Raw genomic sequence first — 18,505 nt, 5'->3', positions numbered from 1 at the left:
CTGTGCCGTCGTGCCAAATGCGTCCGCGGCGGGGCATGCGTGCCGCGCGAGGTGAGGCACGGTTCGGACAGGTGATGATGCGCGCGTTGGAGCCGAAGCTGTTCGGGTACATCTGGCGCTACTCGCGGCGCGACCAGCTCGCGATCTGCATCGTGGTCCTCGCCTCTCTGCCGTTCTACTTCGCCTCGCTCGATCTGCCCCGGCGCATCGTCAACGACGCCATCACCGGCAAGGCCTTCGAGCGGGGCAACGCGACCGCCCCCTTCCTCGGCCTCACCGTGCACTGGCCGGGCTGGCTCGGCGGGGGCGAGAGCCGGATCTTCTCCGGCTTCGAGGTCGGGCGGACCGAGCTGCTCCTCGGCCTGTCCGGCCTGTTCCTCGCCCTCGTGCTGATCAACGGCGCGTTCAAGTTCTGGATCAACCTGCAGAAGGGGGTGCTCGGCGAGCGCATGCTGCGGCGCCTGCGCTTCCAGCTCTTCTCGCTGATGCTGCGCTTCACCCCGGAGACGCAAGGGGAGGTGAAGGCCTCCGAGACCGCCACCATCATCCGCGACGAGGTCGAGCCGATCGGCAGCTTCATCGGCGACGCGATCGTGGTGCCGGTCTTCCTGGGAACGCAGGCCGCGACCGCGCTCGCCTTCATCCTGATGCAGAACGTCTGGCTCGGCCTCGTCGCGGGCGGCATGGTGGGCGTGCAGATGGTGGTGATCCCGCGGCTCAGGCGCGAGATCATCCGGCTGAGCCGGCGCCGCCAGCTCGCCTCGCGCACCTTCGCGGGCCGGGTCGGCGAGGTGCTGGAGGGGCTGGAGACCGTCACCGCCAATGCCGCGGGGCGCTGGGAGCGGGCCGAGATCGGGGGGCGGCTCCACGGCCTCTACGACCTGCGCCTGCGGATCTACCGGCGGAAATTCGCGGTCAAGTACCTGAACAACCTGCTGGCCCAGGTCACGCCGTTCCTGTTCTACGCGATCGGCGGCCTGTTCGCGCTCAAGGGCCAGCTCGACATCGGGCAGCTGGTCGCGGTGCTCGCCGCCTACCGGGACCTGCCGCCGCCCTTGAAGGAGTTGATCGACTGGGACCAGCAGCGCCTCGACGTCGAGGTGAAGTACGAGACCGTGGCGGCCCATTTCGCGCCCCACCGCCTGCGCCCGGCCGAGCCGTCGCTGGAGGCGGAGCCGCCCCATCTCGTGGGGCCGCTCACCACCGAGGGGCTGTCCCTGCGCGACCCGCAGGGGGGCCGCGGCATCGAGATCGCGGATCTCAGCCTGGACCTGCCGGCGCGGGCCGCGCTGGTCTCGCCCGGGAGCGGCCTCGCGCGCCAGCTCGCCCAGGCGATCGCCGGCCTCGTGCCGCCGCAGGCCGGCGCGCTGCGGGCGGGCAGCCAGGATCTGATGGCCCTGCCGGCCGAGGCGCGCGCGCGGCGCATCGCCTATTGCGGCCCGGTGCCGGTGCTGTTCCCGGGCTCGCTGCGGGACAACCTGCTCTACGGCCTGCGCTGGCGGGCGAAGGCAGGCGCCCTCCAGCGCCAGCTGGGCCGCCGGGACCGCTACCTGGCCGAGGCCCTGCGCACCGGCAATCCGGTCGAGACGGCGGACGATCCCTGGATCGACTGCACGGCGCTCGGCCTGCCCGATGCCGACGCCCTCGACGCCCGCATGCTCGACCTGCTCGGGCGGCTCGGCATGGAGGACGACCTCTACCGCTTCGGTCTGCAGGCGCTGAGTTCCGTCACCCATGACACCCCGGCGGGCATGCGCATGATCCAGGCACGCGACTACCTGCGTCGGCACTTCGCGGAGGCCGGCATGGCCGGGCTGGTGATCCCGTTCGCGCAGGGCAGCTACAACCCCCAGGCGACGGTCGCCGAGAACCTGCTGTTCGGCGTGCCGCGCGATCCCCGCCTGAAGGGCCCGGCGCTCGCCACCGACCCGCGCTTCCGCGCGGCGCTGGCCCGCGCCGGGCTCCTCGACGACCTCGCGGCGATGGGCGTGCGCCTCGCCCGCGGCCTGATCGAGATCTTCCGCGATCTGCCGCCCGGCCACCCCCTGTTCCGGCGCTTCTCGCTGATCGATCCGGACGAACTGCCCGACCTCACCCAGCGGCTCGCCGGCATCCGCGGCGACGGGCGCCTGTCGCAACCCGACAACGAGACCTTCCTGGCGCTCACCCTGCCCTATATCGAGCCGCGCCAGCGCCTCGGCCTGCTCACGCCGGCGATGCGGAGCCGCATCGTCGGCGCCCGCTTCTTCGTGCAGCAGGCCCTGCAGGGTCCCGACGGCCATGGGATCGAGCCCTACGACCCGGCCCGGATCAACCCGCTCGCCTCCGTCCTGGACAACCTGCTGTTCGGCCGCATCGACGTGGCGCGCATGCACGGCGAGGTCGAGATCCAGAGCCAGGTACGCGCCGCCGTGCGGGCCTTCGACCTAGAGGCGGGCATCCGCCGCCGCGGACTCGAATTCGAGGTCGGCAACCGCGGCCGCCACCTCTCCGCCCGGCAGCAGGCCGCGGTCGATCTCGTGCGCGCCCTGCTGCGCCGGCCCGACATCCTGCTGGTGGACGGTACTGCGGCAGCCCTCGAGGGCGGGCTGGGGCGACTCGTCGCCGCGCTCGACCCGGATATGGCGGAGACGAGCCTCATCGCGGTCGCGGGCCCGGGCGAGGCGGCGTGCCTGCCCGAGCAGGTCACCGTCGCCCGCGCCGGGGAGACGCGGACGATGGAGCCTGCGGTCGCTTCCGGATGAGCGGCTCGGCTACCGCGCATCCCCTCGCCCCGCTTGCGGGGAGAGGGGATGCATCGGCTACCCAATCGTTTGCCCGGATCCCGCCTCACTCCCGCGCCCAGGGCGCCGCGGCGAGCACCCGCTGCAGGAAGCCCATCAGCGCCGTGACGCGAGCCGGGCGCGGATCGCCCGGCGGGGTGACGAGGTGGAGCGCGATCGGGGGCGGAGCCCAGCCGGGCAGGACCCGCTCGAGGCGTCCGCTGCGCAGATCCTCCCAGATCATGAAGTCCGGCTGGACCGCGAGGCCGAGACCGGCCCGGAGCGCGGGGGTCAGCGCGTCGGCGTTGTTCGCGCGCAGCTGGCCGGCGGGCACCACGCTCACCTCCGCGCCGGCCGCATCGCGGAAGCGCCAGCGGTCCGGGCTCGGCAGGTAGGCGTAGCCGAGGCAGGCGTGCCGGACGAGGTCGTCCGGATGCTCCGGCCGGCCGCGGCTCTCGAGATAGGCCGGCGCCGCCACGAGCGAGCGGTGGACCGGGCAGAGCCGACGGGCACGCAGCGAGGAATCGGGCAGCGCCGCGATGCGCAGGCCGATGTCGAAGCCCCCGCCGACCAGATCGACCTGCTGGTCGGAGAGGTGGAGATCGACGCAGACCTGCGGGTGCTCGGCCAGGAAGTCCGGCAACCGGGGCGCCACGTGCAGCACCCCGAAGGACATCGGCGCGGCGAGCCGCACCAGCCCCTGCGGCACCGCCGCCCCCGCGATCGCCCGCGCCTCCGCCGTCTCGCCGGCCGCGAGGATCCGCGCGGCGTCCTCCCGGGCCGCCCGGCCCGCCTCGGTGAGCGCCAGCCGGCGCGAGGTGCGGTTGAACAGGCGCGCGCCGATCCGCGCCTCCAGCCGGCTCACCGCCTTCGAGACCGTGGCCTTCGACAGGCCGAGATCCTCGGCGGCGCGGCTCAGCGAGCCCGCCTCCGCCACCCTGGCGAAGACGGCCCAGGCCTCGAAATCGGGAAGGCGCATCGGCTGGATCCGGAAACGATGGTTTTCCAGTGTTTCCATTTATAGGCGGGCCGGCAAGCCTCAGATTGTCCCCATCGAGAACGGCGCGACGCGCCCAGGCGAGAACGGCGCGACGCGCCCGGAATGGAGACGATCATGTCCGAGAACGGCATCCACCATGTCACGGCGCTCAGCGGCCCGGCCGCGCGCAACGTGGACTTCTACACCCGCGTCCTCGGCCTGCGGCTCGTGAAGAAGACCGTGAACTTCGACGATCCGGGCACCTACCACCTCTATTACGGCGACGGATCCGGTACGCCGGGCACGATCCTGACCTTCTTCCCCATCGCCCATGCAGGCCCGGGCCGGGTCGGGATCGGCGAGACGCAGGAGACCGCCTTCCGGGTGCCGCGCGCCTCGCTCGGCTGGTGGACGCACCGGCTCGTCGCCGAGGGCGTGCGCCACGAGGCGCTGGTGCAGGTCTTCGGCGAGTCGACGCTGCGCTTCCGCGATCCGGACGGGATGATGCTGGCCCTCGTGGGCGTCGCGGGCGCCGAGGACGAGCCCGCCTTCGCGGACGGGATCCCGGCCGAGCACGCGATCCGGGGCTTCCACGGCGTCACGCTGCTGCTCGCCGAGGCCGGCCCGACCGCCGCGATCCTCGAAGGTGTGTTCGGCTTCCGCGAGACCGGCCGCGAGGGCTCGGCGATCCGGCTGGAGAGCGGGGCCAAGGACGGCGGCCCGAAGATCGGCGGTGCCGTGACGCTCCGGGCGGTCGGCCAGTTCCTGCCCGGACGGGCGGGGGCCGGCTCGGTCCACCACGTCGCCTTCCGGGCGGCCGACGACGCCGAGCAGGCCGCGATGGCCGAGCGGCTCGCGTCGGAGCACGGGCTTAGCGTCACCGAGCAGCGCGACCGCAACTACTTCCGCTCGGTCTACTTCCGCGAGCCCGGCGGCGTGCTGTTCGAGATCGCCACCGACGCGCCGGGCTTCGCGGTCGACGAGCCGGCCGAGAGCCTGGGGCAGGCCCTGAAGCTGCCGCCGCACCTCGAACCGCACCGCGCCTCCATCGAGGCGGTGCTGCCCGCGGTCGCCTGATCGCAACGCCAGACCAAGGAGGTCGCCATGACCACGAGAGATCTCGGCCTGATCCACCGCTTCGAGCCGGGCGCGCCGGACCGCGCTCCGCTCCTCCTCCTGCACGGCACCGGCGGCGACGAGGGCGACCTGCTGCCGCTCGGCCGGATGGTGGCGCCCGGCGCCCCCCTCCTCTCGCCGCGCGGGGCCGTGCTGGAGAACGGCATGCCGCGCTTCTTCCGGCGCCTCGCCGAGGGCGTCTTCGACGAGGCGGACCTGCGCCGCCGCGCCCACGAGCTGGCCGACTTCGTGGCCGCCGCGCGGACGGCCTACGGGATCGGCGCGCCGGTCGCGCTCGGCTTCTCGAACGGGGCCAACATCGCCGCCGCCACGCTGCTGCTGCGCCCCGAGACTTTCGCGGGCGCGGTGCTCCTGCGGCCGATGCTGCCCTTCGGGGAGGCCGAAGCCGGGGCCGACCTCGCGGGCCGGCCGGTGCTGATGCTGTCCGGTGCCCTCGATCCGATTGTACCGGAGGCGAGCGCGGCCGCGCTCGCCGACCGGCTCGCCCGGGCCGGCGCCGCGGTCGAGCACCGCCGCCTTCCCGCCGGGCACGGCCTGTCCCAGGCGGACGTCGCCGAGGCGCAGGCCTGGCTGGGGCGGGCCGCCATCCCGGCGGCGGCGTAGGACCGGGGTCGCGCGAGGAGCGAACGAACCGCCGCGCCGGGGGTTCTCCGACCGGGCGGCCCGCCTCCGGGCCGCCCGGCACCCAAGGAGGCCCGGAGATGAGCGCGGCCATCGAACGCCGGATCCTCGATCGCCTGATCGCCCTCGGACGGGCGACGGGGCGGATCTCGTCGGAGGAACTGCGCGCGCACCTGCCCACCGCGACCATGACGGCCGAGGACATCGCGCTCGTGGTGCTGGAACTGGAGGAGGCGGGCGTCGAGGTGGAGTTCGAGGGGCCGCTGGAGGCCGCCGGGCGCCCCCACCCGGTCCGGCCCGTCGCCGAGCTGCCGCCGCTCCCAACGGCCCCGGCCGTCGCGGTGGCGTCTGCCCCGACGGCGCGGGCCGCGGCTGCGCCCGCCTCCGCCCCCGCGGCGGCGGCGAGATCCGGCCCCGGGCCGGCCGGCGGCGGGGTGACGGCGACCCGCGCCGTGCTCGCGGCCGGTGCGCTCACCGTGCTGGTGATCGTGGTGGTCTTGCTGCTCGTCCGGCGCTGAGCGTCGGGCGAAGGAGCGCGGGCCCTACTTGCGCGACGCCATCAGGTCGTGCGTCAGCACGGTCAGCTTGCCGATCAGGCCGGTGATGTCGCTGCGCTGGCAGGACCACTGCGTTCCGACCGCCTGCCCGTCCGAGGAGACCGACACGACGGCGACCGAGCGCAGCTTGCCCTCGCGGGCGAGCTTCAGCTGTTCCTGGAGCACGTCGATCATCGAGGCGATGTTCTCGTCCGCCTCGACAGTCGCGAGCTGGGCCGGGAACGGGACCACCGGCGCCGTCGAGGCTTGTTCACGCTTGCTCATCGCCGGACCTCTTGAACTCTGCTGCGATCTGCTCCGCCCTTTTACAGGTCAGTGTGGGCGCAGTGTGGCTGATCGCGGGCGGACGGCGTCATTCGTCCGCGGTGTGGCCCTTCGGCAACGAACAGGCCATCGGAAGAACGCGGGGCCGGCCGCGGAACGGCCAAGGTTGATAACGCGAACTCAAGCGGAACATTTAACCCGTCGTTAACCATCGGAGCGCGATGGTGCCCTCAGAACGGAGAGGGAACATCGATGCCCCGGACTGCCCAGCCGCTCGAGGAAGCCCGCCGCCAGGGTGCCTGCGCCGGCTTCGCCGCGAGCTTCCGCACCCGCTACAGCGCGGTCGCCGCCGAGCCCCTGCCGGCCACGCATGTCGATCTGATCCTGGCCCTTCGGCGGCAGGAGCGCGAGCGCGCCCGGGGCGCCGACCGCCATTGACGGAGTCGGTCGCAGACCGCTGTTTCCCAGTCGAGCGCTGTGAAATGCGGGGGTTTTGAGGGGGCAGCCAAGTTTTGGCCAGATTCCACGTATGTCTTGATCGCGGGGGTAACGAGTAAGGAGGCCGCGATGGTGGTCCTCGACCCGCGTACCGGTCGGCTGGTCTCGATCAGCCTGGGCGTCCAGCCCGAGAGTCGCACCGGTCCCGCCGCACCCCGGCCTGCCCGTCCGCCGAGCGCATGGCCGTCGCATCATCAGGATTCGCATCTCCGAGAATCTCACCGACAGGAGCCTCCGGACACTCCGGCGGACCGCCTGCGGACCCGCCGCGAGGGGGCTTGAGCCCCACGGGCTTTGTCCGGGCCCTCGCGTCCGCCTATCCTCCCCGGGACCTGACGGCAGGCCGGATCCGCGAACCGTGGCGCCCCGCTTCTACCTCGACCTGATCGACGGGGACGAGACCGTCCCGGACGAGGGCGGACTGGAGACCTCCGACCTCGACGCGGCCACGGCCCACGCCCAGGACGTGCTCCGCGAGATCCGCATGGCCGGCCGCCTCACGGGGGCCCATGGGCCCTGGGAGATCGTGATCCGCGACGCGCGGGGCCGGCCGCTCCGGCGCATCGCGGTGTCGTGAGGCGGCGATCCGCTCAGCCCGGCCCGGTCGCGAGGGCGAATCCTTCGTCCTGCCAGCCGGTGAGGCCGCCGATCATCAGCTTGACCGGACGCCCGCAGCGGGCGAGCCGCAGGGCGGCCTTGTCGGCCCCGTTGCAGTGCGGGCCGGCGCAGTAGACGACGAACAGGGTGTCGGCCGCCCAGGCCGCCATCCGCTCGGGCGTGATCGCCCGGTGCGGCAGGTTCAGCGCGCCCGGAACGTGGCCCCGCGCGAAGGCGGCCGGGCCGCGGGCGTCGAGGAGCACGAAATCGGGCGCTCCTCCTGCGAGGGCGGCGTGGACGTCGTCGCAGTCGGTCTCCAGCGCGAGGCGGCGGGCGAAATGCGCCTCGGCCTCGATGGCGGGGGCGGGCGAGGTCTCGGTGACGCGGCTTGCGGTCTGGCTTCCCACGGCGTGTCTCCTGTGCCGGTTGCAGGGCCAGGATGCGGCGTGGGATGAGGGGGCGTGAGCGCCGCTCCCGCCGATCCGCGTCAAGATCATGCCAAACGCTTGTCCCGACCGGCTCGTCGTCGCCCTCGCGTATGACGGGCTCTGCATCTTCGAGTTCGGCATCGCGGTCGAGGTCTTCGGGCTGGAACGGCCCGAGATGGGGCCGGACTGGTACCGCTTCGCGGTTGCGGGCATCGAGCCCGGCCCCCTGCGGGCGACCGGCGGCATCCGGATCGCGGTCGATGGCGGTCTCGACCTCCTGGCCGAGGCCGGCACCGTGGTGGTACCGGGCTGGTGCGGGGCCGCCGCACCCGTGCCGGAGCCCCTGTGCGCGGCGCTGCGGGCGGCCGCCGCGCGGGGCGCCCGGGTGATCTCCCTGTGCTCGGGCGCCTTCGTGCTCGCCGCGGCGGGCCTCCTCGCGGGCCGGCGCGCCACCACGCACTGGCGCTACCTCGACGCGCTGGCGCGGGCAGCCCCCGACGCCGTGCTGGTGCCGGACGTGCTCTACGTGGACGAGGGCACGGTCCTCACGGCGGCGGGCAGCGCGGCGGGGATCGACCTCTGCCTGCACCTCGTGCGGCGGGATTTCGGGCCGGAGGCCGCCAACCTCGTCGCGCGCCGGCTCGTGGTGCCGCCCCATCGCGAGGGGAGCCAGAGGCAGCGCGTCGAGCGGCCGGTGCCGACCGCGCGGGAGGGCGCCCGGCTCTCGCCGCTGCTCGACCGGGTCCGGACCCGGCTCGACCGGCCGCACACCCTGGCCACGCTCGCGGCCGAGGCTGGGATGAGCCCGCGCACCTTCCTGCGCCGCTTCCGCGCCACGACCGGCACGACCCCGGCCGCGTGGCTTCTGGCGGAGCGTCTGGCGAGCGCCCGCGCTCTCTTGGAGACCGGTGCCCGGCCGATCGACGACATCGCCGCCGCCTGCGGCTTCGGCAGCGCGGCGACGCTGCGGCATCATTTCCGGACGCGGCTCGGGACCAGCCCCGCGCGCTACCGAGCGGGTCTGGTTACGGCCTGAGGGGAAGGGGCCGGTTGGCGGGACGCGCTCTCCCTCCCCCCTCTGCGGGGGAGGGAGAGCACGCGCGGAAGGTGGCCGAACGGCCCCGCCTCACGCGCTCATCCGCACCTGCATCCGCGGCAGCGGCGCGCTGGGAGCCAGCCCGTACGCCCTCAGCGAGACGACCTCCGCCGGCCGGTCGTGGCGGGCCACCACCACGCTGTTGTCGGGCACCGCGATCCAGTTCCGGTGCTCGCGGTCGAGGGGCTCGGAGACCACCAGCACGCCGTCCTCGGACTCGCGGTAGTACAGGCTGTTGGCCGCGTCGTTGACCGCGTAGCGGAAGGCGTAGAGGTCGCGCCCGTCCGCGAGCGCCGCGGTGAAGCGGAACGGGTGGCCGCCCGCCGGGCCGCCGACGAGATCCGTGAGGGCGGCGAGCGTCGCCGCCGTCGCCTCGATCGGGTCGCGGCCGGCACCCGGGCCGACGAGCCCGGCGCCCGCGATCGCCAGGAACACCGCCTCGGAATCGGTCGTGCCGCCGCGAGACGGATAGAGCGGGTCGGGGATCAGCGCCTCGATCGGGCGGCGCAGGCGCGTCCAGTCGCCGATATAGCCGTTGTGCATGAACAGCCACGTGCCGCAGGCGAAGGGGTGGCAGTTCGGCCGGGTGATCGGCGTGCCGGTGGCCGCCCGCACATGGGCGAAGAACAGGTGCGAGCGCAGGTGCCGGCAGAGGTAGCGCAGGTTCTCGTCCGACCACGCGGGCTGGACCTCGCGGTAGAGGCCGGGCTCGGGATGGTCGCCGTACCAGCCCAGCCCGAACCCGTCGCCGTTGGTGCTGGCGGTCGATTCGAGCGCCTGGATGCTCTGCGCGACGAGCGAGTGGCCCGGCTCGGTGACGTAGCGCTCCAGCGGGATCGTGCGTCCCCGATAGGCGATCCAGCGGCACATGCGCGTCCCCACTCCCTCGTTGGCGCGGCAGGCGCCGCGCCCGGTCCCCATCGGCCAGGATCGTGGAGAAACCGCGTCACCTTGAGCGGACGGGCAGCCCGGCTCTAGATCCCGTGGGTCTGCAGCCAGGATTCCAGCAGGGCGACCTGCCAGAGCTTGGAATGGCCCTTGGGCGTCAGCGTGCCGTCCGGGTCGGCCAGGAGGTGATCGACGTAAGTGCGGTTGAACAGCCCGCGCTCCCGGGCCTGCGGCCGGTCCAGCACGTCGCGCACGAAGTCCATGTAGGGGCCGCGGATGTGCTTGAGGGCGGGCACCGGGAAGTAGCCCTTGGGCCGGTCGATCACCGCGGCCGGCAGGACCGTGCGGGCTGCCTCCTTGAGGATGGACTTGCCGCCGTCCCGCACCTTCAGGGCGGCCGGCACCCGGGCGGCGAGCTCGACCAGCTCGTGGTCGAGGAAGGGCACCCGCGCCTCCAGCCCGCAGGCCATGGTCATGTTGTCGACGCGCTTGACGGGGTCGTCCACCAGCATGACCTGCGTGTCGAGCTGGAGGGTCGCGTCGATCGGGTCCTTCGCGGCGGCACGCGCGTAGTAGTCGCGCACGAAGTCGCCGCTGTCATCCGCCCCGAGATAGTCCGGCGCCAGCGTCTCGCGCATCTCGGCGTGGTCGCGGTCGAAATAGACCCGGGCGTAGTCGGCGGCCGGATCGGTCGAGCCGGCCATCTTCGGGTACCAGTGGTAGCCGCCGAAGATCTCGTCGGCGCCCTGGCCGCTCTGCACCACCTTCACGTGCTTGGCCACTTCCTCGGAGAGCAGGCGGAAGGCCACGGCGTCGTGGCTCATCTGCGGCTCGGACATCGCCGCGATCGTGGCGGGCAGCATCTCCAGGGTGCGGGCCGGATCGACCGCGATCTTGAGGTGGTCGGTCTCGAATTCCCGGGCGACGAGATCCGAGTACTTGAACTCGTCGCCCTCGACGCCGTTCACCGCGTCGAAGCCGACCGCGAAGGTCTTGAGGCCCCGCTGCCCCTTGCGGGCGAGCAGCGCCACGAGGAGCGAGCTGTCGAGCCCGCCCGAGAGCAGCACGCCGGTCGGCACGTCGGCGATCCGGCGCCGCTCGACGGCGAGCGCCAGCATGTCGAGCACCCGCTCGCGCCACTCGGCCTCGCCGACGCCGGCATCCTCGGGACGCGGGCCGACGTCGAGGGTCCAGTAGGTGCTCTCCCGGCGGCGGCCGTCCGGCTCGACGGTCAGCAGCGTCGCGGGCGGCAGCTTCGTCACGCCCTTGAGGATGGTGCGGGGCGCGGGCACCACCGCGTGCAGGCTCATGTAATTGTGCAGGCCGACCGGATCGATCGCGGTGTCGACGTCGCCCGCCGCCAGCAGGGCGGGGAGCGAGGAGGCGAAGCGCAGCCGCCCCTTCGTCTCCGCGAAGTAGAGCGGCTTGATGCCGAGCCGGTCGCGGCCGAAGACGACGCGCCCGCCGTCGCGCTCCAGCACCGCGAAGGCGAACATGCCGAGAAGCCGCTCGACGCAGGCCGCCCCCCAGGCGTGGTAGGCCTTGAGCAGCACCTCCGTGTCGCTCGTCGAGAAGAAGCGGTAGCCCTTGGCCGTCAGCTCCTCGCGCAGCGCCGGGTAGTTGTAGATGCAGCCGTTGAACACGACCGCGAGGCCGAGTTCCGGATCGACCATCGGCTGCTGGCCGGCCTCCGAGAGGTCGATGATCTTGAGGCGGCAATGGCCGAAGGCGACCGCCCCTTGCGCGAAGAGCCCGCTGGCGTCGGGCCCGCGCGGGCTCAGAACGCCCATCATCGCGCGGACCGCGGCCGGATCGGCCGGGCCCCCGAAACTGATCTCGCCGCAGATTCCGCACATGGCAGCCGAACGCCTTTCCTCGGGCAGCCCCCAGGCGGCACAACCGAGCCGCGCCCGGGCCGTTCCAGCCCCGCGCGGTCGAAGGCGCCCCGGCGCGGTCCCCGACCTTTCGAATCCGTGACCGGCCGATGCACCAAACGGGCCGCCCGCCTCTGGATAGCGGGGATCGGTGGGGATGAATCCCGCTCTGGCGCAGGTCGGCGCGGCCTGGCGGGGCAGCGCTTAAAGGTCGATTCACGCCGGTCTCGTTAGCCTGCGGTTACCCACGTTGCGTACCCGAAGTGCCATGCCCCCATCCGTCGAGAATGCGCCGGACCTGTCCGGGCTCATCGAATTGTCGCGCGTCGCGCATCTCGACCTGAAGCCCGTGGTGCTGCGGGTTCAGACGGACCTGTTCGTGCAGGCGGAGCGCCGGGACCGGGCGGAGCGGGAATCCTTCGAGGCGCTGGCCTGCGGCCTGATCCCGACGGTGGACGAGGAGACGGCGCTGATCGTCGCCGAGAAGCTCGCCGCCTTTCCGGGCACGCCGGAGGCGGTGCTCGCCGCGCTCGCCCACCGCGGCGGGGCGGTGCGCGACGCCGTGGTGGCGGGCGTGCCCACGCTCAGCCCGCGCCTGCTCGATGCCGCGCTCGGCGACGGGGCGGACCTCGCGGGCGCCATCGCGGCCCGGCCGGGCCTCGACCGCGCCACGATCGAGGACCTGATCGGGCGCGACGACCCGGCGATCGACCGGGCGCTCGCCGCCAACACCGGCATCGTGCTGCAGGCCTCGGCCGCCGCGCGCCTCGTCGCCCGCGGCCGCACGCAACCCGACCTCGGCCGGCAACTGCTCGCCCGGCCCGATCTCTCGGCCGCCGAGATGGCGCCCCTCTACCTGCACGCCGACCCGCTCCGCCGCGAGGCGATCCGCGAGAGCGTCGAGGCGACCGCGGCGCTCCGCCCCTGCCCGCCCCCGCCCCGCGGGGCCGGCACGGAGCTGACCGGCCTCTCGGCGGCCCACGACGTCACCGGCTTCATCGGCTCGCTCGCCGGGCTGCTCGGCCTGCCGCGCGACTTCCTCTCCGCCTCGCCGGATCCGGGCACGCGCTACGACCTGATCACCCTCTGCCTGCGCGCCGCCGACCTGCACGAGGAGGAGGCGGTCTACGTCTTCCTCACGCTCAACGAGGGCGTGGCCCGCTCGGCCGAGCGCGTCTTCGACCTCGTGCGCCTGTTCCGCACGGTGAGCCGGGCAGCCGCCCGCGACCTGATCTCGGCGATCACCGACCGCCCCTTGCGCGAGCGCGGCGGCCCGGCCGAGGCCTACCAGCCCCACCACGCGCCCGAGAGCCCGAAGGTGCGCGCGGCAGCCTCCGAGCGCCCGGCGCTCCGCCCGGCGCTGCCGGGCCGGGTGCGGATGAGTTCCTGAGGGCCCACGGGATCGTCGGAACCGATCACACCGCGCCGCACCTCCCTCCCCCTTCCGCGGGGGAGGGAGATGCGCGTCATCGGCCCTGCCTGCGCCTGTACCGGGGGATGGCCCAAGAAGATCGGACGACCTGTCGCCCTCAGCCCAGCAGGCTCTCGAACAGCCCCCGCACCGTCCGCCGCTCCTCCTCCAGCTGCGCCGTCAGGGCCCGCGCGTCCGGCAGCCCCGCGGCCACCGCGATCCGGCCGAGCACGGCGGGGGGCGGGTCGGCCGGGTCGCCCTCGATCATCAGCCGCTGCCACTGGTGGATGTCGTCGAAGAGCCGGTAGGCCGCGACCAGGCGGTCGGCCGCCTCCTCCGGCAGCAGGCCCAGCGCGCCGGCCCGCTCCAAGACCTCCGGCGCGTCGCGGCCGACGAGGTCCGGGTGGGCCTGCGCGTGGCCGAGCACCAGCGCCTGGGCCAGGAAGTCGAGATCGAGGAGCCCACCCGGCGCCAGCTTCAGGTCGAGGGGACCGGCGTCCCCCTTCTCGGCGGCGACGAGGTCGCGCATCGCCCGGACCTCGCGCCCCACGCCCGCGGCATCGCGCGGCCGGCCGACCGCCTCCGCGATCACGGCCCGGATCTGGTCGGCGAGCGCGGCGTCCCCGCAGAGCACGCGGGCGCGGGTGAGGGCCATCAGCTCCCAGGTCTCGGCCGACTCGGCGAGGTACTGCCGGAAGCTGCGGGCCTGCGTGGCGATCATGCCCTGGCCGCCGCCGGGGCGCAGGCGCAGGTCCACCTCGTAGAGGGTGCCGCGCCGGGTCGGCGCGGTCAGCGCCGCGACGAGGCGCTGGGTCAGCCGGTTGTAGGCCACCGCGGCATCGAGGGAGCGCGGGCCGTCGCTCTGGCGGTTGTCGGGGTCGAAATCGTACAGAACCACGAGGTCGAGGTCGGAATCGGCGGTGAGCTGGCGCGAGCCGAGCCGCCCGAAGCCCAGGACCACCATCCGCCCGCCCGGGACCCGGCCGTGATCCCGCGCGAAGGCCTCGGACACCGCCTCCAGGCTTGCCGCCACCGCCGCCTGCGCGACGCCCGAGAAGGCCCGCCCGGCGCCTGCCGGCGGCAGGATGCCGGAGAGGAGCCGCGCCCCGGTCACGAAGCGCATCTGCCGGGCCGCGTCGCGGCTGCGGTCCAGGAACTCCTCCACCGACCCCGGCGACCCGACGAGTGCTCGGAACTGCGCGTCGAGCGCGGCCGCCTCGCTGACCGGCTCGACGAAGGCCGGGTCGATCACCGCGTCGAGCACGTGCGGGCTGAAGGCTACGGTGTCGGCGAGCCGCGGCGCGGTGCCGAGGAGGTCCGCGAAGAGCAGCCGCAGCCGCTCGTGCGAGCGCAGGATGATCAGCAGTTCCACCGCCGCCGGCATCTGCCCGAAGGCCCGGTCGAGGGCGGCGAGCGCCGCGTCGGGGTCCGGCGTGCCCGAGAGCGCCTGGATCAGGGCCGGCACCAGCTCCGTCAGCACCTCGCGGGCGCGGGCGCTGCGCACGGCCGGGCGCCGCCCGAAATGCCAGCCGCGCACGGTCTCGACCGCCCGCTCCGGCTCGCGGAAGCCGAGCTGGCCCAGCGTCTTCAGCGTCTCGGGGTCGTCGCCCGCCCCGCTGAAGACGAGGTCGCCGATGCCGGCCGAGAGATCGGGCTCCGCCTCGAACAGCAGGGCGTAGTGCGCCTGCACCCGGCCGGCATGGGCGAGCAAGGCCGCCTCGAAGTCCGCCCGCGTCGCGTAGCCGGCGAACCGCGCGAACCGCTCCAGGGCGTCGGCGGCCTCGGGCAGGCGCTGGGTCTGGGCGTCCTCCTGCATCTGCAGCCGGTGCTCGATGCCGCGCAGGAAGCGGTAGGCGTCGGCGAGTTCGTCCCGCGCCGCCGCGTCGATCCAGCCCTCGGCGACGAGCCCGGCCAGCATCTCCAGGGTGCGGCGCCCGCGCAAGGTGGGCCGGCGCCCGCCGAAGACGAGCTGCTGCGTCTGCACGAAGAACTCGATCTCGCGGATGCCGCCGCGCCCGAGCTTGATGTCGTGGCCGGCCACCGCCAGCCGCTCGTGCCCGCGCACCGCGTGGATCTGGCGCTTCATCGCGTGCACGTCGGCGATCGAGCCGAAATCGAAGTACTTGCGCCAGATGAAGGGGCGCAGCTCCGCCAGGAAGCGCTCGCCGGCCGCGATGTCGCCCGCGATCGGCCGCGCCTTGATGAAGGCCGCCCGCTCCCAGTTCTGGCCGACCGTCTCGTAGTAGCTGAAGGCCGAGTTGAAGGAGATCGCGGTGGGCGTCGAGCCGGGGTCCGGCCGCAGCCGGTAATCGACCCGGTGGACGTAGCCCTCGCCGGTGCGCTCCTGCAGCAGCTTGCCCAATCCTTGCGCGAGCCGGCTGAAGAACGGCGTCGGCTCCGTGCCCGCGCGGAGCGGCGCCGCCTCGGGATCGAAGAAGACCACGAGGTCGATGTCGCTCGAGTAGTTCAGCTCGCCCGCCCCGAGCTTGCCGAGCCCGAGCACGACGAGGCCGCTGCCGGCCTGTAGGTCCCCCGGATCCTTCGGGAGAAACCGGCCGAGATCGGCGGCCTGCCGCAGCAGCGCGTCGAGCGCGCCTGCCACGGAGGCGTCGGCGAAGTCCGAGAGCGCGCCCGTCACCTGCTCCAGCGGCCAGACCCCGCCGATATCGGCCATCGCCACGAGGAGCGCCAGCGCCTGCCGGTTGCGCCGCAGCCGCCGCCCGACCGCCTCGAGATCGACGTTCGAGCCCGGCTCCGGCCGCCCGGCCGCGCGCTGGTCGGCGACGAGCCGGGCGAGGTTCTCCTCCGGGCTGGCCTCAAGGAGCTGGCCGAGCCGCTCGGGATCGCGCGTCGCGATGCCCCACAGGAAGGTCGAGTGCTCGGCAAGCCCCGCCAGAACCGCCCGCACCCGCGGATCCGCGGCCAGCTCCGGCCGGTCCAGATCGGCGAGCCGCGCGGCGGCCCCGTCCGGGTCGGCGAGCACCGGCGCCTGGCACAGGCGATCCCGCAGGCTGTCCCGGCTCATCGACCCTCCCTAGCGCATCGTCCCGAAAGGCGGCGTCCGGCTTTCGGAAAAGACGATGCCGCATCAGGAGGTTAAAGCATCGTCCTGGATCCCGTATCCGGGACGATGCTCTGGCGCTCCTCCGCTCTTGCCGGCAAGGTTACCACGACGCGCAGGCCCGGCGCATTGTCTTCGAGCGCGAGGCTGCCGTGGTGCAGCCGCACCACGGCGTTGACGAGGCTGAGCCCCAGCCCGAACCCGGGTGCGGAGCGGGCCGCCTCCAGCCGCACGAAGCGGTCGAGCACCCGGCCGCGCTCGGCCTCCGGGATGCCGGGCCCGGAATCGGAGACGCTCAACCGGATCGTGTCCCCCGCCCGCGCGGCCGCGACCGCGATGGTGCCGCCGCCCCGGCGCCCGTACTTGATCGCGTTGTCGATGAGGTTCGCCAGCGCCTGTCCGATCAGCTCGCGGTTGCCCGTGACGCCGAGTCCGTCCGGCGCCGCGACGGTGAGGCTCACCCCCTGCTCCTCGGCGAGCGCCTCGTAGAGCTCGCCCACCCCGCGCACCACCGGCCCGAGATCGAGGGTGCCGAGCGCCGCGCCGCGGTCGTCCGCCTCCAGCCGCGCGATCATCAGGAGGGCGTTGAACACCCGGATCAGCCCGTCGCTCTCCTCGATCACGCCCTCCAGCGCAGCGCGCAGCGCCTCCGGCGAGTCGGAGCCCGCAAGCGCCGCCTCGGCCCGGTTACGCAGGCGCGTCAGCGGCGTCTTCAGGTCGTGGGCGATGTTGTCCGAGACCTCGCGCAGGCCCCGCATCAGCTCGCCGATGCGCTCCAGCATCCGGTTGAGGTTGAGCGCCAGCCGGTCGAGCTCGTCGCCGTTGCCGGCCAGCCGCAGCCGGTCGCCGAGATTGCCCGCCATGATGGCCCGCGTGGTTTCGGTCATCGCGTCGACCCGGGCGAGCACCCGGCTCGCCACGAACCAGCCGCCGACGACGCCGAGCAGCACCACCACGGCGAGGGAGGAGCCGAAGGCCCGCCCGATCACCGCGCGCAGCCGGTCGCGCTCCTCGGTGTCGCGCCCGACCAGCAGCCGGAAGCCGCCCGGCAGGGTGAAGATCCGCACGATCGCCCGGTGCACCTCGCCGTCCGTGCTGCCGCGCGCGTAGGCGGTCTCGACCTGCCCCGGGCGGGACAGGATCGCGGCCGGCACCTCGGCGACGTTGCCGACCACGTGCTCGCCCGCCGCCGTGGTGACGAGGTAGAGCGAGGCGCCGGGCTCGCGCGAGCGGCGCTCGACGACGTTGATCAGCCGGCGCAGGCCCCCGGCATTGTACTGCTCGGACAGGCCGTTGATCTCGGCGTCGATCGTCGAGACGATCTGGTCGTCGAGCACGCGGCGCGCGTTCCAGGCGACGTAGCCGAGCGCCACCACCGCGCAGGCCGCGAAGACCACGAGATAGGCCAGCGACAGCTTGAAGGCCGTGGTGCGGAAGAGTTTTTGTACTTTTGCCCAGGCGCTCTCGGGCGTCGCCTCGTCAGCGCTCATCCGCCCGCAGCACGTAGCCGGCGCCCCGCACCGTGTGGATCATCGGGTGCTCGAACCCCCGGTCGATCTTGGCGCGCAGGCGCGACACGTGCACGTCGATCACGTTGGTCTGCGGGTCGAAATGGTAATCCCAGACATGCTCCAGCAGCATCGTGCGGGTCACCACTTGGCCGGCATGGCGCATCATGTACTCCAAGAGCCGGAACTCGCGCGGCTGCAGCACGATCTCCCGACCCTCCCGCGCGACGCGATGCGACAGCCGGTCGAGCTCGAGCGCGCCGACCCGGTAGGTCGTCGCCTCCGCTCCCCCCTGCGCCGGCGCGGCGCGGCGGGCCAGCACCTCGGCGCGGGCCAGGAGTTCGGAGAAGGCGTAGGGCTTGGGCAGGTAGTCGTCCCCGCCGGCGCGCAGGCCCTTGACCCGGTCGTCCACCTGTCCGAGCGCCGAGAGGATCAGCACCGGCGTCGTCACGCCCTGCTCGCGCAGGGACCGGATCAGCGACAACCCGTCGAGCTTCGGCAGCATGCGATCGACGATCAGCACGTCGTACTGGCCCTCGCGCGCCAGCGCGTAGCCGTCGAGCCCGTCCGTCGCCTGGTCGGCGAGGTGCCCGGCTTCGCGAAACGCCTTGGCCAGATAGGCGATGGCCTGCGCGTCGTCCTCGATGATCAAGAGCCGCATGGACGCGCTCCATACAGCGGACGGCGCGGACGGCAAGCTCTGCGGATGCGGCGCGGGCATAAGCCCCCTCCCCTCTCGGTGAGGGCGCAGTCTCGCGCAGAGCCCCTTGCCGGAGGCTTCCCGCCGCATGACGGATCGGTAACTCTGAGCGCGAAAAAGCCGC

The 18,505-nt window shown here is 73.5% G+C and carries 16 protein-coding genes; 8 read left to right on the top strand and 8 right to left on the bottom strand.

Annotation, left to right across the window (positions count from 1 at the left end; all coding sequences use genetic code 11):
* Positions 1-74: 74 nt before the first annotated feature.
* Complete coding sequence (locus MFF56_RS28930; RefSeq protein ID WP_238231918.1) at positions 75-2,744, top strand: ABC transporter ATP-binding protein; 2,670 nt, start codon at positions 75-77, stop codon at positions 2,742-2,744.
* A gap of 85 nt (positions 2,745-2,829) precedes the next feature.
* On the opposite strand, the gene MFF56_RS28925 is transcribed toward MFF56_RS28930, so the two are convergent.
* Positions 2,830-3,741 carry a LysR family transcriptional regulator gene (locus MFF56_RS28925; protein WP_066926296.1) on the bottom strand — a complete coding sequence of 304 codons (912 nt, stop codon included), beginning with the start codon at positions 3,739-3,741 and terminating at the stop codon, positions 2,830-2,832.
* A 135-nt stretch (positions 3,742-3,876) separates the two neighbouring features.
* Here MFF56_RS28925 and MFF56_RS28920 point away from each other — a divergent pair, with 135 nt between their 5' ends.
* The 3 genes from MFF56_RS28920 to MFF56_RS28910 all read left to right on the top strand — a co-directional run bounded on the left by MFF56_RS28920 (position 3,877) and on the right by MFF56_RS28910 (position 6,017).
* Positions 3,877-4,818: a ring-cleaving dioxygenase gene (locus tag MFF56_RS28920; protein ID WP_066926327.1), complete on the top strand. Its 942-nt coding sequence runs from the start codon at positions 3,877-3,879 to the stop codon at positions 4,816-4,818.
* A gap of 27 nt (positions 4,819-4,845) precedes the next feature.
* Positions 4,846-5,481 (top strand): alpha/beta hydrolase, encoded by a 636-nt coding sequence (locus MFF56_RS28915; RefSeq protein ID WP_066926299.1) that lies wholly within the window; start codon positions 4,846-4,848, stop codon positions 5,479-5,481.
* Positions 5,482-5,579: 98 nt separating this feature from the next.
* Positions 5,580-6,017, top strand: coding sequence for an RNA polymerase sigma factor region1.1 domain-containing protein (locus MFF56_RS28910; protein ID WP_066926302.1), 438 nt, complete (start codon positions 5,580-5,582; stop codon positions 6,015-6,017).
* Positions 6,018-6,041: 24 nt separating this feature from the next.
* On the opposite strand, the gene MFF56_RS28905 is transcribed toward MFF56_RS28910, so the two are convergent.
* Positions 6,042-6,320, bottom strand: coding sequence for a hypothetical protein (locus MFF56_RS28905; RefSeq protein WP_066926305.1), 279 nt, complete (start codon positions 6,318-6,320; stop codon positions 6,042-6,044).
* A gap of 252 nt (positions 6,321-6,572) precedes the next feature.
* On the opposite strand from MFF56_RS28905, the gene MFF56_RS28900 reads away from it, so the two are divergent.
* The gene (locus tag MFF56_RS28900) at positions 6,573-6,758 is read left to right on the top strand and encodes a hypothetical protein (RefSeq protein ID WP_066926309.1); all 186 of its coding nucleotides are present in this window, start codon (positions 6,573-6,575) and stop codon (positions 6,756-6,758) included.
* A gap of 418 nt (positions 6,759-7,176) precedes the next feature.
* Positions 7,177-7,395, top strand: a complete 219-nt coding sequence (locus MFF56_RS28895) for a DUF6894 family protein (RefSeq protein WP_066926311.1) — start codon at positions 7,177-7,179, stop codon at positions 7,393-7,395.
* Positions 7,396-7,408: 13 nt separating this feature from the next.
* On the opposite strand, the gene MFF56_RS28890 is transcribed toward MFF56_RS28895, so the two are convergent.
* A complete protein-coding gene (locus MFF56_RS28890; RefSeq protein WP_066926314.1) occupies positions 7,409-7,822 on the bottom strand; it encodes a rhodanese-like domain-containing protein in 414 nt (137 codons plus the stop codon).
* Between the two features lie 88 nt (positions 7,823-7,910).
* Here MFF56_RS28890 and ftrA point away from each other — a divergent pair, with 88 nt between their 5' ends.
* Positions 7,911-8,879, top strand: coding sequence for a transcriptional regulator FtrA (gene ftrA, locus MFF56_RS28885; RefSeq protein WP_066926316.1), 969 nt, complete (start codon positions 7,911-7,913; stop codon positions 8,877-8,879).
* Between the two features lie 90 nt (positions 8,880-8,969).
* Here the strand turns inward: ftrA and MFF56_RS28880 are convergent, their stop codons facing one another.
* Positions 8,970-9,809, bottom strand: coding sequence for a class II glutamine amidotransferase (locus MFF56_RS28880; RefSeq protein ID WP_238231916.1), 840 nt, complete (start codon positions 9,807-9,809; stop codon positions 8,970-8,972).
* A gap of 104 nt (positions 9,810-9,913) precedes the next feature.
* Positions 9,914-11,683: an N-acetylglutaminylglutamine amidotransferase gene (locus MFF56_RS28875; RefSeq protein WP_066926321.1), complete on the bottom strand. Its 1,770-nt coding sequence runs from the start codon at positions 11,681-11,683 to the stop codon at positions 9,914-9,916.
* A gap of 286 nt (positions 11,684-11,969) precedes the next feature.
* Between MFF56_RS28875 and MFF56_RS28870 the strand changes: the two genes are divergently transcribed.
* Positions 11,970-13,091: a DUF2336 domain-containing protein gene (locus tag MFF56_RS28870; protein ID WP_238231915.1), complete on the top strand. Its 1,122-nt coding sequence runs from the start codon at positions 11,970-11,972 to the stop codon at positions 13,089-13,091.
* Positions 13,092-13,230: 139 nt separating this feature from the next.
* Here MFF56_RS28870 and MFF56_RS28865 read toward each other — a convergent pair whose 3' ends face one another.
* The 3 genes from MFF56_RS28865 to MFF56_RS28855 all read right to left on the bottom strand — a co-directional run bounded on the left by MFF56_RS28865 (position 13,231) and on the right by MFF56_RS28855 (position 18,342).
* On the bottom strand, positions 13,231-16,137 hold the full coding sequence (locus MFF56_RS28865) for a bifunctional [glutamine synthetase] adenylyltransferase/[glutamine synthetase]-adenylyl-L-tyrosine phosphorylase (RefSeq protein WP_066919378.1): 2,907 nt from the start codon (positions 16,135-16,137) through the stop codon (positions 13,231-13,233).
* A gap of 71 nt (positions 16,138-16,208) precedes the next feature.
* A complete protein-coding gene (locus MFF56_RS28860; RefSeq protein WP_066919376.1) occupies positions 16,209-17,663 on the bottom strand; it encodes a HAMP domain-containing sensor histidine kinase in 1,455 nt (484 codons plus the stop codon).
* Entirely contained in the window at positions 17,653-18,342 is a 690-nt protein-coding gene (locus MFF56_RS28855) for a response regulator transcription factor (protein ID WP_066919374.1), read from the bottom strand. Before MFF56_RS28855 ends, MFF56_RS28860 begins: the two co-directional genes overlap by 11 nt.
* Positions 18,343-18,505: the final 163 nt, after the last annotated feature.

The organism is Methylobacterium hispanicum, assembly GCF_022179285.1.
In the GTDB taxonomy this organism is placed as follows: domain Bacteria; phylum Pseudomonadota; class Alphaproteobacteria; order Rhizobiales; family Beijerinckiaceae; genus Methylobacterium; species Methylobacterium hispanicum.
Note: the sequence above shows the minus strand (reverse complement) of the source record. Positions and strands in the feature narration are given on the sequence as shown.

Coding starts and splice junctions, on each gene's coding strand:
- MFF56_RS28930 (WP_238231918.1), top strand. CDS start 75: ATGATGCGCGCGTTGGAGCCGAAGCTGTTCGGGTACATCTGGCGCTAC.
- MFF56_RS28925 (WP_066926296.1), bottom strand. CDS start 3,741: ATGCGCCTTCCCGATTTCGAGGCCTGGGCCGTCTTCGCCAGGGTGGCG.
- MFF56_RS28920 (WP_066926327.1), top strand. CDS start 3,877: ATGTCCGAGAACGGCATCCACCATGTCACGGCGCTCAGCGGCCCGGCC.
- MFF56_RS28915 (WP_066926299.1), top strand. CDS start 4,846: ATGACCACGAGAGATCTCGGCCTGATCCACCGCTTCGAGCCGGGCGCG.
- MFF56_RS28910 (WP_066926302.1), top strand. CDS start 5,580: ATGAGCGCGGCCATCGAACGCCGGATCCTCGATCGCCTGATCGCCCTC.
- MFF56_RS28905 (WP_066926305.1), bottom strand. CDS start 6,320: ATGAGCAAGCGTGAACAAGCCTCGACGGCGCCGGTGGTCCCGTTCCCG.
- MFF56_RS28900 (WP_066926309.1), top strand. CDS start 6,573: ATGCCCCGGACTGCCCAGCCGCTCGAGGAAGCCCGCCGCCAGGGTGCC.
- ftrA (WP_066926316.1), top strand. CDS start 7,911: ATGCCAAACGCTTGTCCCGACCGGCTCGTCGTCGCCCTCGCGTATGAC.
- MFF56_RS28880 (WP_238231916.1), bottom strand. CDS start 9,809: ATGTGCCGCTGGATCGCCTATCGGGGACGCACGATCCCGCTGGAGCGC.
- MFF56_RS28875 (WP_066926321.1), bottom strand. CDS start 11,683: ATGTGCGGAATCTGCGGCGAGATCAGTTTCGGGGGCCCGGCCGATCCG.
- MFF56_RS28870 (WP_238231915.1), top strand. CDS start 11,970: ATGCCCCCATCCGTCGAGAATGCGCCGGACCTGTCCGGGCTCATCGAA.
- MFF56_RS28865 (WP_066919378.1), bottom strand. CDS start 16,137: ATGAGCCGGGACAGCCTGCGGGATCGCCTGTGCCAGGCGCCGGTGCTC.
- MFF56_RS28860 (WP_066919376.1), bottom strand. CDS start 17,663: ATGAGCGCTGACGAGGCGACGCCCGAGAGCGCCTGGGCAAAAGTACAA.
- MFF56_RS28855 (WP_066919374.1), bottom strand. CDS start 18,342: ATGCGGCTCTTGATCATCGAGGACGACGCGCAGGCCATCGCCTATCTG.